The organism is Streptomyces zaomyceticus (assembly GCF_014656215.1).
Taxonomy (GTDB): domain Bacteria; phylum Actinomycetota; class Actinomycetes; order Streptomycetales; family Streptomycetaceae; genus Streptomyces; species Streptomyces zaomyceticus.
The window spans coordinates 205,179-219,286 of record NZ_BNBZ01000012.1; the positions used below are offsets into that span (position 1 = coordinate 205,179).

At 72.2% G+C, this 14,108-nt stretch carries 8 protein-coding genes and 1 pseudogene; all 9 read left to right on the forward strand.

The window, feature by feature from the left end; translation table 11 throughout:
- Window positions 1-89 precede the first annotated feature (89 nt).
- The 9 genes and pseudogenes from hypF to IE311_RS36725 all read left to right on the forward strand — a co-directional run bounded on the left by hypF (window position 90) and on the right by IE311_RS36725 (window position 13,985).
- The gene (gene hypF / locus IE311_RS18160; protein WP_229901995.1) at window positions 90-2,447 is read left to right on the forward strand and encodes a carbamoyltransferase HypF; all 2,358 of its coding nucleotides are present in this window, start codon (window positions 90-92) and stop codon (window positions 2,445-2,447) included.
- Window positions 2,444-3,757 carry an ATP-grasp domain-containing protein gene (locus IE311_RS18165; RefSeq protein WP_189832739.1) on the forward strand — a complete coding sequence of 438 codons (1,314 nt, stop codon included), beginning with the start codon at window positions 2,444-2,446 and terminating at the stop codon, window positions 3,755-3,757. The genes hypF and IE311_RS18165 overlap by 4 nt, the downstream gene beginning before the upstream one ends.
- Before the next feature lie 62 nt (window positions 3,758-3,819).
- Entirely contained in the window at window positions 3,820-6,420 is a 2,601-nt protein-coding gene (locus IE311_RS18170; RefSeq protein ID WP_189832740.1) for an ATP-grasp domain-containing protein, read from the forward strand.
- Window positions 6,417-7,694, forward strand: coding sequence for an MFS transporter (locus IE311_RS18175; protein ID WP_189832741.1), 1,278 nt, complete (start codon window positions 6,417-6,419; stop codon window positions 7,692-7,694). The genes IE311_RS18170 and IE311_RS18175 overlap by 4 nt, the downstream gene beginning before the upstream one ends.
- 164 nt (window positions 7,695-7,858) lie before the next feature.
- Complete coding sequence (locus IE311_RS18180) at window positions 7,859-9,382, forward strand: pyridoxal phosphate-dependent decarboxylase family protein (RefSeq protein WP_229901996.1); 1,524 nt, start codon at window positions 7,859-7,861, stop codon at window positions 9,380-9,382.
- Window positions 9,383-9,428: 46 nt separating this feature from the next.
- On the forward strand, window positions 9,429-10,646 hold the full coding sequence (locus IE311_RS18185; RefSeq protein WP_229901997.1) for a fatty acid desaturase: 1,218 nt from the start codon (window positions 9,429-9,431) through the stop codon (window positions 10,644-10,646).
- 50 nt (window positions 10,647-10,696) lie between these two features.
- Window positions 10,697-11,143 (forward strand): cobalamin-dependent protein, encoded by a 447-nt coding sequence (locus IE311_RS18190; RefSeq protein WP_189832742.1) that lies wholly within the window; start codon window positions 10,697-10,699, stop codon window positions 11,141-11,143.
- Window positions 11,136-12,407: pseudogene (locus IE311_RS36720) on the forward strand (methylaspartate mutase); the annotation flags it as partial. The gene IE311_RS18190 and the pseudogene IE311_RS36720, both read left to right, overlap by 8 nt.
- A 177-nt stretch (window positions 12,408-12,584) precedes the next feature.
- Window positions 12,585-13,985 (forward strand): aspartate aminotransferase family protein, encoded by a 1,401-nt coding sequence (locus IE311_RS36725; RefSeq protein WP_229902003.1) that lies wholly within the window; start codon window positions 12,585-12,587, stop codon window positions 13,983-13,985.
- The last annotated feature ends 123 nt before the right edge of the window (window positions 13,986-14,108 follow it).

Sequence of the window (14,108 nt, forward strand, 5' to 3'; positions counted from 1 at the left end):
CCATGACCACCACCGAACAGGATGTGAGCGGGGGCCCTCCACGGGGCGACTCCGCCACGACCGCGAGCGGGACCGCCGGAGACCCCGGCGTGACGCCCGTACGCCGCCTCGCCCGTGTCACCGGAGTGGTCCAGGGCGTCGGATACCGGCCCTTCGTCTACAAGGCGGCACTCGCGCACGGTCTGACCGGATGGGTCCTCAACGACCCGGAGGGGGTGCTCACCGAGGTCACCGGCCCGCTCGACGCCGTGGAGGCCTTCCTCGCGGAACTCACCGGCCAGGCCCCGCCGCAGGCGCGGGTCACCGGGGTCCACGTCGAGGAACTGCCCGTGCCGGCCGACCCGTCGGACGAGTTCGTGATCCGCACGAGCGTGCACACGGGCAGCAAGGACACCATCGTCCCCGCCGACGGCCATGTGTGCGCGGACTGCCTCGCCGAGCTGAGCGACCCGACTGACCGCCGGTACCGCTACCCCTTCATCAACTGCACCAACTGCGGCCCGCGCTACTCGATCGTCCAGGCACTCCCGTACGACCGGGCGCAGACCACCATGGCCGACTTCACCATGTGCGCCGCCTGCGCGGGCGAGTACGGCGATCCGCTCGACCGCCGCTACCACGCCCAGCCGAACGCCTGCCCGGACTGCGGCCCCCGGCTCCTGTCGGCCGACGCCTCCGGGAACACCCTGCGGGGCGAGGAGGCGCTGAAGGCGGCGGTGACGGCGCTGCAAGCGGGGAGGATCGTCGCCGTCAAGAGCGTCGGAGGCTTCCACCTGGCGGTCGACGCCCGCGACGAGGCGGCCGTGCGCGGCCTGAGGGCGGGCAAGCGCCGCGACTCCAAGCCCTTCGCCGTGATGGCCCGCGACCTGGAGACGGCGGCCGGCTTCGCCGAGATCGGACCGGCCGAGGCGGAGCTGCTCGTCTCCTCCTCCCGGCCCATCGTGCTCGCCCGGAAGAAGCCGGGCGGGCTGCCCGAGGCGATCGCGCCCCGCAACCCGAACATCGGCGTGATGCTGCCCTCCGCGCCCCAGCACCATCTGCTGCTGGCCGAGGAGGGACTGGACACGCTGGTCATGACCAGCGGGAACATCTCCGGGTATCCGATCGCGTACCGCAACGAGGACGCGCTGGAGCAGCTCTTCGCCATCGCGGACCTGGTGCTCTACAACGACCGCGACATCGAGACGAGGGTCGACGACTCGCTCGTACGGTGCTCCGCCCACCCGGAGCTCGACGGTCCGCTGGTCAGTTTCCTGCGCAGGGCCCGCGGCTACGCCCCCTACCCCGTCGAGGTGGACGTCGAGCTGGCCCCGATGGTCGCCTTCGGCGCCGAGCTGAAGACCACGGTGGCGCTCTCCCGCGGCACCCGCGTCTATCTGAGCCAGCACATCGGCGACCTGAAGAACGACGAGACCTGGGAGTCCCACCAGCAGACGGCGCGCCATCTGGCCGCACTGCACGAGCTGACGCCCCGGAACGCGGCCGTCGACCTCCATCCGCAGTTCCGGGCCACCCGGCTGGCGCTGAAGGAGGAGGGCTCCGAGTACGAGCGGGTCGTCCAGGTGCAGCACCATCACGCGCACATGGCGTCCTGCATGGCGGAGAACCGTTTGACCGGCCCCACTCTGGGTGTCGTGTTCGACGGGGCCGGCTACGGCCCGGACGGCACCACCTGGGGCGGCGAGTTCCTGCTCGGCGGCTACCGGGAGGCCCAGCGGGTCGCCCACCTGCGCACCGTTCCCCTGCTCGGCGGCGACCGCGCGGTGAAGGAACCGGTCAGGACCGGCTTCGCGCTGGCCCTGGACGCTCTGGGCGAACCGGAGGCGGCGGTGACCGCCTTCCCGGTGCTCGGACGGTGGGACGAGCAGCAGCTGCACGTCTTCGCCACCATGGCCCGGCGGGGAGTCAACGCTCCGCACGCCTCCAGCATGGGCCGGCTCTTCGACGGCGTCGCCGCACTGCTCGACGTCACCACCCACGCCGAGTACGAGGCGCAGGGGCCGATCGAGCTGGAAGGGCTCCTCGCCAGGGACCTCTCCATGACGGCCCCGGAGCAGCGCTACCGCTTCGCGCTGGACACCACCACGACAACCGCGCAGATCGATCCCCGGCCCGTGGTGCGTGCCCTGGCCGCGGACCTCGCCGAGGGCGTGGACCGTGCGGAGATCAGCAGGCGGTTCCACTCGGGCGTCGTCGACATGGTCGTCGAGCGTGCCCTGGCCGTCCGCGAGGCCCACGGCGCGGACGCCTTCGAGCAGGTGGTCCTCTCCGGCGGGGTCTTCCTCAACGAGTTCCTGCTCGTGAACTGCCTGGTGGAGCTGCGGCGCGCCGGGTTCCGGGCGTACTGCCAGCAGCAGGTGCCCACCAACGACGGGGGCATCGCGCTGGGGCAGATCATGGTGGCCCACGCCCGGCTCGCGGCGTCCGACGAGGAGCCGCGCGGATGAACGGGAACGAGCGGACGGCCCCGGAACACGTGGTGGTGCTGCACCGCTGGCGTGACCGGCACGCCCGGTACGCCGCCTACCTCGACCACCGGGCCCAGCGGGTCACCTATGTCACGACCGAGCTGGGACGCGCCTCGGTTCCCGAGGGCGCGGCGGCGGTGCGGATCGTCCGCGCCACCGACGAGCCCGTCGAGACGCGGGCGGCCGTCGCCGAGCTGATCGGGCGGTTCGGCCCGGCGAGCCGGCTGGTGGCGCTCAACGAGGGAGACCTCGACAACGCGGCCGAGCTGCGTGTCGCCTTCGGGCTGCCGGGGCAGACCCCGGCGGAGCTGGAACGTTTCCGCGACAAGCTGACCATGGTCGGGCTGGTCGACGCCGCCGGGGTACGGGTGCCGCGGTACGCCGATGCCGACACCGCCGAGGACGTACGGGCCTTCGGCGAGCGCCACGGCTGGCCGGTCGTGGTCAAGCCCCGGCGCGGCACGGCCAGCAGGGGAGTGCTCCTGCTGCACTCGGAGGACGAACTCGACGCCCAGGCGGACATCTTCCTGCCGGACCGGCACGAGCCGCGCATCGTGCAGTCCTTCGTCTCCGACCCCGTCCTGCACATCGACGGGCTCTGGACCGGGGACGCGCTGGGCCCCTGGCGCGTCTCGCGGTACGTCAACAACTGCGAGGAGTTCACCAAGGGCACCTTCCTGGGGTCGGTCGAGGTCGACGAACCGGAGGTCCTCGCACCGCTGGCCGACTTCACCGCCGCGGCGGCCGAGGCGCTCGGCGACGGCCGGCCCTGGGTGTTCCACATGGAGGTGTTCCTCGGCAGGACCTCCGACGGCTCCCCCCGGCCGGTCTTCCTGGAGGCGGGCGCGCGGGTCGGGGGAGGGGAGATCCCGTTCGTGTGGCGCGAGGTGCACGGCCTCGATCTGATGTCCGCGGCCGCGGACATCCAGCTGGGCCGCACACCGGCCGTGACCGCCGTCGACCCGGAGCCCGACGCCGGGGCGGACAGCCCGTCCGCGCCGGACACCACGGGCACGGCCGGGCACACGACAGCCGGCTGGCTGCTGCTGCCGCTCCCCGTTCCGCCCCCGTGCGAGGTCGAGTCGGTCGGCTGGGCCGCGGGAGCCGGGGAGGACGGCCCGTACGCGCACGTGGTGCCCGAACCGGGCTATGTCATCCCCGCCACGGGCGGCTACGAGCACGTCGCCGCGCGGTTCCGTTTCCGTGGAGCGTCCAGCCGCTCGGTGGAGGCCCAGATCCGCAAGACCGCGGAGTCCTTCGCCATGAGCTGCAGGCCCCGGCCGTGCTGAATTCCCCCGACGACAGAAAGTGTGAACCCCGGATGCAAGAGCGCCGACCCCGACTCGTGGTCGTGGGCAGCCGACTGAAGGCCTACCGCGAGTACGCGATGGCCTCCCTGGCCCGTGAGTACGAGATCTCCCTGGTGACCTCCCAGGACCTCACCTGGGAGAAGCCCTACGTCGCGTCCTTCCGGATCGCCGACACCACCCGGGTGGAGAGCCTGCGCGGGGCGGTCGACGAGCTGCACGCGGAAGCGGCGGAGGCCGACGGATCCGGCTCCCCGGCCGGTCTCTTCACCTGGGACGAGCTCTCGCTGATCGCCACGGCCGGGGTCGCCGAGCAGCTCGGACTGCCCCACCTGTCCGCCGCGGCCGCCGAGGCCTGCCGGGACAAATACACCACCCGGTCCCTCCTGGACCGGGCCGGCCTGCCCGGAGTCCGGCACCGGCTCGTACACGGCGAGGAGGAGGCGGCGGCCGCCGCCGCCGAGATCGGCTACCCGGTCGTGCTCAAGCCCCGCTCCCTCGCCGGGAGCATGGGCGTGACGCTGGTGCGTACCGCCGCCGAACTCGCCGACGCCTACGCCCTGGTGGCGGGCACCACGTTCCCCGGCATCCGGACGGAGCGGGGCGTCCTGGTCGAGGAGTACCTGACCGGACCCGAGATCAGCATCGACAGCTGCGTGGTCGACGGCGAGGCGGAGCCGGTGTTCGTCGCCCGCAAGCGCCTCGGCTTCGACCCGGCCTTCGAGGAGGTCGGCCATCTGCTCGGCCCCTGGCGGCACGAGCCCTGGGCCGACGAGGTCGACACCCTCGTCAGGGCGGCCCACCGTGCCCTCGGCGTCGACCGGGGCATCACCCACACCGAGATCCGGCTGACTCCCTCCGGCTGCCGCCTCATCGAGCTCAACGGCCGGCTCGGCGGCGACCTCATCCCGTACGTCGGCGAACTGGCCCGCGGCATCGACCTGACCCTCGCCGGCGCCGCGCTGGCCTCGGGCCGCACCCCGGACCTGACGCCCCGCCACGAACGGTACGCCGAGGTGCGGTTCCTCTACCCGTCGTACGACGGCGTCGTGGAACGCCTGGAGCTCGGACGGGCGGACGAGGTCCCCGGCGTGACCGACGTGGTGCCGCTGGCCGGCCCAGGAGACGAGCTCCTGCTGCCGCCGAAGGCACTCACCCCCCGTATCGCCGCCGTCATCGCGACCGGCGACGACGAGACGTCCTGCACCACCGCGCTCGACCGGGCGGAGGCGGAGATCCGTCCGGTCCTGGCCGGGTCCCCCCTCGACGGCCTCGGGGCGCTCCTGGAGAACCCGGTCACCCGCCGCTATCTGGCGACCGAGCGGGACGCGGCGCACATGGTCGTCCCCGAACTGCGCAACGACTGGAACAGCTACGGAGCCGGCGGCGGCAAGGCGCTGAACCGCCCGGTCTTCCTCGACGCCGCCGACCGCGTCCGGCTCGAAGCCGACCTCAACGGCCTCTTCGAGCTGCTCACCACCATCCCCGACCGGCTCTTCGACGGCGACCGCCGCGCCTTCGCCCGCGCCGTCGGCATGACGGACACCCAGGTCGACCTGGTGATGCGGGGGGCGGGCCTCCGGATGCCCGCCATGTCCCGGGCGGACATGTACCGCGAGCCCGGCGGCTTCAAGCTGATGGAGCTCAACACGGGCAGCTCCCTCGGTGGTTGGCAGATGGGCGAGTTCTCCCGCCCGGCCGACCGCAACAGGGCGTTCCAGGACTTCGCCCACAAGGAGCGCCTGACCCATCCGGACCCCATCGGGCGGATCGCCGACGTGCTGCGCGCCGAGGCCGCCGACGCGGGCTTCGCACTGCCCGCCCGCCCCGTCCTGGCCCTCACCGAATGGCCCGACGGATACACCTACACCAAGCCGTGGCTCGACTTCGTCGTCCCCGACTGGCTCAGGCACGGCTTCGACACCGTGGTCTGCAGCCTCGCCGAGTTCGAGTACCGCGACGGCGTTCCCCACGTCCACGGACGCAAGGTGGACGTCGTGTACCGCATCTTCCTCCCCGGGGAGATGGCCGACGAGCAGCGCAGCCGCGACCTGGTCGACCCCCTGCTCGACGCGGTCCACGCCGGACACACCTTCCTGTTCGCCGGACTGGACTGCGAGCTGTACGGCAACAAGGGCAGCCTCGCCATGCTCAGCGACGAGCGGAACCGCGAAGCCTTCTCCGCCGGCGAACTCGCCCTGGTGGAACGGATCCTGCCCTGGACCCGCTTCCTGCGCGACGAGTCCGTGCACCACGACGGCGACACCGTCGACCTGCTCCCGTACGTCCTGGCACACAAGGACGAACTGGCGCTCAAGCCCACGCTGCTGTACGGCGGGGTCGGCGTCATACCGGGCTGGTCGGTGAGCCAGGAGGAATGGGAGAAGCACATCAGGGGCGCGGTCGGCGGACCGTTCGTCGTCCAGAAGCGCGTGCTGCCCGTCGCCGAACGCTTCCTGGCCGAGGACGGCCTCGGCTTCGAGCGCATGGTCGTCGCCTACGGCGTGCTCATGGTCGGCGGGGCCTACGCGGGCATGCTGGTGCGCGGTACGCCCGACCCGCGGGTCGGCATCGTCAGCATGTCCAACGGGGCCCAGATCGGCTGCTGCTACCACGTCACCGACGACCCGCGGGGCGAGGCGTGAGCGCCAGGCGGCCCGGTGGACTGTGGCGCGACGGCGAGTTCCTCAAGCTGTGGGGAGGCGAGTCGGTCTCGCTGATGGGAGCGCAGATCACCCAGCTGGCGCTCCCGCTGGCGGCGGTCTACCAGTTCCAGGCCTCGTCCACCCAGCTGGGGCTGCTCAACGCGGCCGGCTTCGCCCCCTTCCTCGGGGCGACCCTGTTCATCGGGGTCTGGGTCGACCGCCGGCGCCGCAGGCCCCTCATGATCTGGAGCAACATCGGGCGGGGCCTGCTGGTGGGGAGCGTCCCCCTCTGCGCCTACCTCGACCTGCTGACGATCGAGTACCTGTACGTGACGGCGCTGCTCGTCGGCGTGCTGACCGTGCTGTTCGACGTCTCCTACCAGTCCTACCTGCCCTCGTTCATCAGACGGGAGCATCTGGTGGAGGGCAACAGCAAGCTCCAGGCGAGCAGTTCCCTGGCGCAGATCGGCGGACCCGGTCTCGCCGGTCTGCTCGTCGGCTGGCTGACGGCGCCCGTCGCCCTGCTCGTCAACGCCTCCTCGTACGCCGTCTCCGTGGCGAGCCTGCTCGCCATCCGGCGGCCGGAACCCGAACCGGACATCCCCGAGGAGAAGGTCTCCACCGCCCGGAGCATCGCCGAGGGGCTGCGCGTGGTGGTGCGCAACGGCTCCATCCGGGCCATCGCCCTGGAGGCCGGCACCTACAACTTCTGCTGGATGTCGCTGCAGACCGTCTTCGTGCTGTACGCGGCCCGGGAGCTGGGGATGAACCCCGGCACCATCGGCCTCGTCCTGGGCGTGGGTGCCGTCGGCTCGCTGGTGGGAGCCGTCGCCGCGACCTGGCTGAAGAACCGGCTCGGCCTCGGCCGGGCGGTGGTCGCCGAACTGGTGCTCTGCTGCGCCGCCCCGCTCCTCATCCCGCTGGCTCCGGGGACGGGACCGCTGTCGTACGCGATGTACGTGACGGCCTTCGCCTGTTGCGGCATCGGCTCGACGATGTCGACCATCCACGTCGTGAGCCTGCGCCAGGCGATCACCCCGGACCGGCTGCTCGGCCGGGTGAACGCGGGCTGCCGGTTCATCGCATGGGGGCCGCTGCCCCTCGGCGCCCTGGCCGGCGGACTCCTCGGCGACGCGATCGGCCTGCGCAACACCCTGTACGCGACGGCCTTCGCCTTCCTGACCGCCCTGCTGTGGATCGTCTTCTCGCCGGTGCCCCAGCTGAAGGACTTCCCCACCCGGCCGGCCGAGGAGCCGGTCGACGAAAGGGCCTGACCCACCCGCCGGGGCCCGACCTGCCCCCTTCCTCCTACCGCGCGTCGGCGCCCGGGCACGCCCGGGCGCCCGCCCTCGCGGGAGCCCTCCCGGGCACTCCGCCATCGCCGTACGCCGTCCTCGTCCCGAGGGCGGCACACCCCCCATCGCAGAGGAGATCCCCCGTGTCCACGTCCGATTCCGAACCCCTGTTCCGGACCGCAGGAACCGCCGCCGGTCTGGAGAGTGTCCGGAGCCTGATGAACGCGGCCCTCGACATCCTCCAGGAAGTGTCGGCACAGCGCACCGGACCGGTGGCGCCCGGCGGGCCCGAGGGCGCCAGGGCCGCGGCCCGGGAGGTACTGACCGGCCCCCTGCTGCCGGAGGACGGCAGCGCACCCGAGACGGCCCTGGCCGACCTGGTCCGCCCGTACGCGCAGTGGTCGGCCGACCTCACCCACCCGGCCGCCCTCGCCCGTATGCAGCCGCCCCCGATCGACGCCGCCGCCGTCGCCGAACTGGTCGCCGCGGTGCTCAACCAGTCCCTCCACGCCTGGGAGAGCGGCCCGTTCGCCCTGGAGCTCGACCGCTGGGTCGTCGCCCGGCTGGCCGAGCTGGCCGGCTACGACCCCGAGGAGGCGGGAGGCACCCTCACGCCCGGCGGCAGCGTGTCCAACCTCATGGCGATGACCATGGCCCGCGACACGGTCCTGGCGGAGAAGACCGGCGTCTACCCCTTCCAGGGCGGGATGCGTGCCTGCGCCGGACAGCCCGTGGTCCTCTGCCCCGTCGGCGTCCACTTCTCGATCGAACGAGCGGTACGCCTCCTCGGCATCGGCGAGGACAACATCGTCACCGTTCCGGTGGACAAGGCCGGACGGATGATCCCCGAGGAAGCCGACCGGATCCTCCGCGAGCTCCCCGAGGACAGGATCGCCGTCGCCATGGTCGCGGTGGCCGGCTCCACCGACCTCGGCATCGTCGACCCGCTGCCGGAACTCGCGGCCGTCGCCCGCCGCCACGGCGTCTGGCTGCACGCCGACGCCGCGTACGGGGCCGGAGCCCTCTTCTCCCCCCGACTGCGCGGCCTCCTCGACGGCCTGGCGGAGGCCGACTCGATCACCGTCGACCTCCACAAGTTCGGCTGGTCCCCGGCCTCCTCGGCCGTCCTCCTGGTCCGCCGCTCCGAGAACCTGCTCTCCTTCGGCCTGCAGCCCACCACCTGCCTCAGCGCGGACGACGACACCTGCGCCGGATTCATCGGCCTGCAGGGCAGCTCCCTGCAGACCACCCGCCGCTCCGACGCGCTGAAGATCGCGATCACCATGCGCACCCTGGGCGCCAGGACCATGGCGGCCATGGTGGACACCTGCCACGACCTCGCCCGGTACGCGGCGGAGCGGATCGACCGCGAGGCGCGGCTGGAACTCTTCGCCGAGCCGCCGCTCACCTCGGTGCTCTTCCGCTACGTCCCGCCGCAGGGCGGCGACGCGGAGGCCGACGCGTTCAACGGACTGCTGCGCCGACGCCTGATGGAGGAAGGCCGCTCCCTCATCGCCCGCACCCACATCACGGGCGAGGACGGCGTCAGCCGTGTCTACCTGAAGCTGATGCTGCTCAACCCGGAGACCACCCCGGAGCAGCTCGACCACGTCCTGGACGACCTGCTCGCCGCCGCCGAGGAGCAGGAGACCGGAGCGCACGCGTGACGCCACGCGTCGCACGCCGGGAGAGTCCAAGGGAGAGAGATCGGACATGTCCGAGGTGAATACCCCGCGTACGGTGACCGAGGCCGGCCCTGGCGAGCCGGACCCCGTACGCGAATCCATGCAGGTGCTGCCGCGTGTGTTCGCCACACCGCTCACCCTGCTGACCGGCCGGCCGTACGCGGGACAGCGGCCCGTCCGCCACACGCCCACCCGGCACCTGGTGAACGCCCTCGTCTCGTGCGGCCTCGGCCTGGCCCTCAGCGCGACCGCGCTGGCGGCCGGCGGACCGCTGCTGGTGCTGCTGCTGCCCGGCTGGGCCGCGACCCTGCACGCCGCCCGCAACCTGCGGATGATGATCTACCACCAGTGCGCCCACCAGAACATGTGGCGCAAGCGGAAGCCCGACGTCCTGGTGGGCCGGCTCATCGCGGCGGCGCTCATGATCCAGGACTTCGACCGCTACAGCGCCGAGCACGTCGGCGACCACCACGCCCTGCACCACATGACGACCCGCGACCCGACCGTCCAGGCCTTCCTGGTGACACTGAGACTGCGGCCCGGCATGAGCCGTGGCCGGATGTGGCGCCGGGTGCTGGGCGTATGCGTCTCCCCCTGGTTCCACGCCCGCTTCCTGGTCGCCCGGGTCCGCTCGTACTACACCTACGCCCCGCCCGCCTGGAGGGTCGGCACCACCCTGGCGTACGCGCTCCTCGCGGCGGCCGTCACCGTGCTCGGACTGTGGGTGCCGGTCCTCGTCGCCTGGGTCCTGCCGATGACCCTGTTCTTCCAGATCAGCAACGTCTTCCGGCTCTGTGTGAAGCACAGCTTCCCGCAGCCCCACCAGGTTCCCCGCCGGGGCCGCGAGTACTTCGCGAGCCTCACCAACGCGATCTTCGTCGGGGAGCGCGCACCCTCGCCGGGACTCCCCGCGCTGCGGCGGCACGCGGCCTGGGCGCGCTGGTGGTTCCGCATGCTGTTCGTCCACTTCCCGACCCGCTACCTCGTCCTCACCGGGGACACGGTGGTGCACGACTACCACCACCGCCACCCCATGAGCCGGGAGTGGGCCTCGTACCTCTTCGCACGGGAGGAGGACCACCGACGCGGAGCACCCGGCTGGTCCCCGTACCACGAGGTGTGGGGGCTGGTACCCGCCATCGACCACGTCCTCGACTCGCTGCGGACGGCCGATGCCGAGGAGTTCGACCCCGAGCGCCTCGCCGAGGTCAACCACCGCGCGCTCTTCATGGCGTTCGAAGACTGACCGACCACCCACGGGTCCGAAGGACACCGGAATCCGAGAGGAAGCTGCCGATGCACGCGCTGCCAGGCCGGGGCGAACGCCTCGTCGTCCTCGGCGTCGCCGAGAGCGACGCCCACGCCGTCGCCAACCAGCTCATCGCCCTCCAACTGCGGGACTACGGCTTCACCGTGGTCAACCTCGGAGTCTGCACCCCGCTCGGCGACTTCGCCGACGCGGTGGACGCACACCCGCAGGCCGAGGCCGTGCTCATCGGCAGCCTCAACGGTCACGCCCACCACGACCTCCGGGAGCTGCCGGCGCTGCGGGCCGCGGGCCGGCTCCACCCGCCCGTGATCGTCGGAGGCAACCTGTCCGTGGGCAGCCGCACCACCGAGGCGGACCTGAGCCGTCTCCGCGACCTGGGGATCGACCACATCCTGACCGACAGCAACGAGATCGTCCTGCTCCTCGACCGACTGCGGAGCACGGGCAAGGCGGCCGAACTCCAGCATGACTGAGCTCGACACACTCGAACTGGCCCCGGACGTCGCCGCCTCGCTGCCCGACTGGTCCGACGTCGTGGCCCACCTCGCCTCCCCGCGGCTGCCGCGCGTCGTCGACGTGCTGCGCGCCGCGGAAGTCCGGGGACGCCCCGCCGTGCAGCCACGCTGCGGGGTGGGCGGCCACGCGCCCATGCGACATCTGCTGCGCGAACTGGAGGACGCGGCACCGGACATCCTGTCCGTGACGATCGACTCGCACACCCGGCTGCGGAAGTTCCGCGCGGCGCGGGAGGTCCTGCTCCGCGACCCGGCCGAGCTCAACGGCTATCCGCTGGTCACCCACGGGTGGCGACGGGGCCGACAGCTCGTCGGGACGGTGGACGTACCCCTGGAGGTACGCCACGGCTCGCCCGACCCGCGCGAACTGTTCGCCGTCTCCCTGGCCTCGGGCATCACCTCCTTCGAGGGCGGCGGCATCGGCTACAACCTGCCCTACTCCAAGGACGTTCCGCTGTCCCGCTCCCTGCGCGCGTGGCAGCGGGTCGACGCCGTGTGCGGCACGCTGGCCCGCGACGGAGTCGTCGTCGACCGGGAGCTCTTCGGAACGCTCACCGCCGTGCTCGTCCCGCCGTCGGTGAGCCTCGCCATGACCCTCCTCGAAGGGGTCGCCGCCGTCGCGGAAGGCGTCCGCTGCCTGTCGATCTCCTATCCCCAGAGCGGGGAGATCCACCAGGACGTCGCGGCCCTGCGCGCGACACGCACCCTGGCCCGCCGCTACCTCGGCCCGGACGTGGAGGTCTATCCCGTCCTCCACGAGTTCATGGGCGTCTTCCCCACCACCCCCGAGTTCGCGGGCGGACTGATCCTGCTGGGCGGACTGACCGCCCGGCTCGGCGGTGCCACCAAGGTCATCACCAAGACCGTCCAGGAGGCACAGGGGATCCCCGACGCGGCCGCCAACGCCTCCGGACTGCGCACGGCGGCCCTCGGAGCCTCGGAGCTGCTGGACTTCGTCCGGGTCGACGAGGACCGCGTGGCGGAGGAACAGCACTGGATCGAGCGCGAGGTGGCCGAACTCGTCGAGCCGGTGCTGGCCGCCGACGACCTCTTCGAGGGGATCGAGCGGGCCTTCCGCGACGGCAGGCTCGACATCCCCTTCAGCGCCAGCGTCCACGCCCGTTCCGAGATCGTGCCGCGCCGCGACGCCGGTGGCTCGATCCGGTACGAAAGCAGCGGGAACCTCCCCTTCTCCGGGCCGGTACTGCGGCGTCACGCCACGCTGCTGCGCGCGGCCGAGGGGACCCCGCCGCGCAGCCGGATGGCGGCGGTCCACGACGACATCCATCACTTCCTCGCCAAGGAGCGGGCCCTGTTCCTCCCGCCCTCCGAACGCCGCCGGCCCCCACTCCCCGACCCCTCTCGCACATCGTTCTCCCTACCACCGATCGAGGTACCCATGTCGAGCACCGCTTCCGGCTCCTCCGCCCCCCTCCCCGCAGGCCTGCCCGATCCGGAGGCCGGCGCCCGCGTCGTCGCCGACGACCGGGCCCACCTCTTCCACTCCTGGGCCGCGCAGGGCGCCGTGAACCCGATGCCGGTCGCCGGGGGAGAGGGCCGCTACTTCTGGGACTACGAGGGCAGGCGCTACCTCGACTTCTCCTCGCAGTTCATCAACCTGAACATCGGCCACGCCCACCCCAAGGTCGTCGCCGCCATCAAGGACCAGGCCGACCGGATCTGCATGATCGCCTCGACCTTCGCCAACGACCGACGCGGCGAGGCCGCCCGGCTGATAGCGGAGATCGCCCCGGGCGACCTCAACCGGGTGTTCTTCACGAACGGCGGAGCCGAGGCCAACGAGCACGCCGTCCGCATGGCCCGCATCCACACCGGACGTCCCAAGGTCCTCTCCGCGTACCGCTCCTACCACGGCGGTACGGCCACGGCGATCAGCCTCACGGGCGACCCGCGCCGCTGGGCGAACGAGAACTCCGGCAGCGCCTCCGGGAACGTCGCCCACTTCTTCGGCCCGTACCTGTACCGCTCGCACTTCCACGCCACGACGGAGGCCGAGGAGTGCGAGCGCGCCCTCGCCCACCTCGAGCAGGTCATCACCTTCGAGGGGCCGTCCACGATCGCCGCGATCGTGCTGGAGACGGTCGTCGGCACCGCCGGGATCCTGGTTCCCCCGCCGGGCTACCTCGCCGGAGTCCGTGAGCTCTGCGACCGCTACGGCATCCTCTACATCGCCGACGAGGTCATGTCCGGCTTCGGCCGCACAGGTGCCTGGTTCGCCGTCGACCACTGGGGTGTCACCCCGGACCTGATCACCTTCGCCAAGGGAGTCAACTCCGGCTACGTGCCCCTCGGCGGGGTCATCCTCTCCGACGCCGTGCACGACACCTTCCGCGATGTCGCCTACCCCGGTGGTCTCACCTACTCCGGCCACCCCCTGGCGTGCGCCGCGGCGGTGGGCACCATCACCGCGATGCGGGAGGAGGGTGTGAACGAGAACGCCGCCCGGGTGGGGGCGGAGGTCATCGGCCCGGGGCTGCGGGAGATCGCCGAACGGCACCCGTCGGTCGGCGAGGTACGCGGACTGGGCGTGTTCTGGGCCGTGGAGCTCGTCCGCGACCGCGAGACCCGCGAGATGCTGGTCCCGTACGCCGCCGGCGGCGAGCTGGCCCGCCCCGTCGACGAGGTGGTCGCCGCGTGCAAGGAGGGTGGCATGTGGCCGGTGTACAACTACAACCGCATCCACGTCGTGCCCCCGTGCACCATCACCGACGAGGAGGCCCGTGAGGGCCTGGCCATCCTCGACCAGGCGCTGTACGCGGCCGACAAGTACGTGGGCTGACGCGACGCGCAGGGGTGGGCTCCCGGGAGGAGCCCGTGGGCCGGCGCCACGCGTACGTGGGCCGGCCACCCGCTCCCGGCCGCGCCGGGATCGGGAGCTCCGGGGCCGCGCCGCGTCGATGCG

What these genes read in the sequence shown, in the direction of transcription:
- IE311_RS18165 (WP_189832739.1), top strand. Translation starts at nt 2,444, where the DNA reads ATGAACGGGAACGAGCGGACGGCCCCGGAACACGTGGTGGTGCTGCAC.
- IE311_RS18185 (WP_229901997.1), top strand. Translation starts at nt 9,429, where the DNA reads ATGTCCGAGGTGAATACCCCGCGTACGGTGACCGAGGCCGGCCCTGGC.
- IE311_RS18190 (WP_189832742.1), top strand. Translation starts at nt 10,697, where the DNA reads ATGCACGCGCTGCCAGGCCGGGGCGAACGCCTCGTCGTCCTCGGCGTC.
- IE311_RS36725 (WP_229902003.1), top strand. Translation starts at nt 12,585, where the DNA reads ATGTCGAGCACCGCTTCCGGCTCCTCCGCCCCCCTCCCCGCAGGCCTG.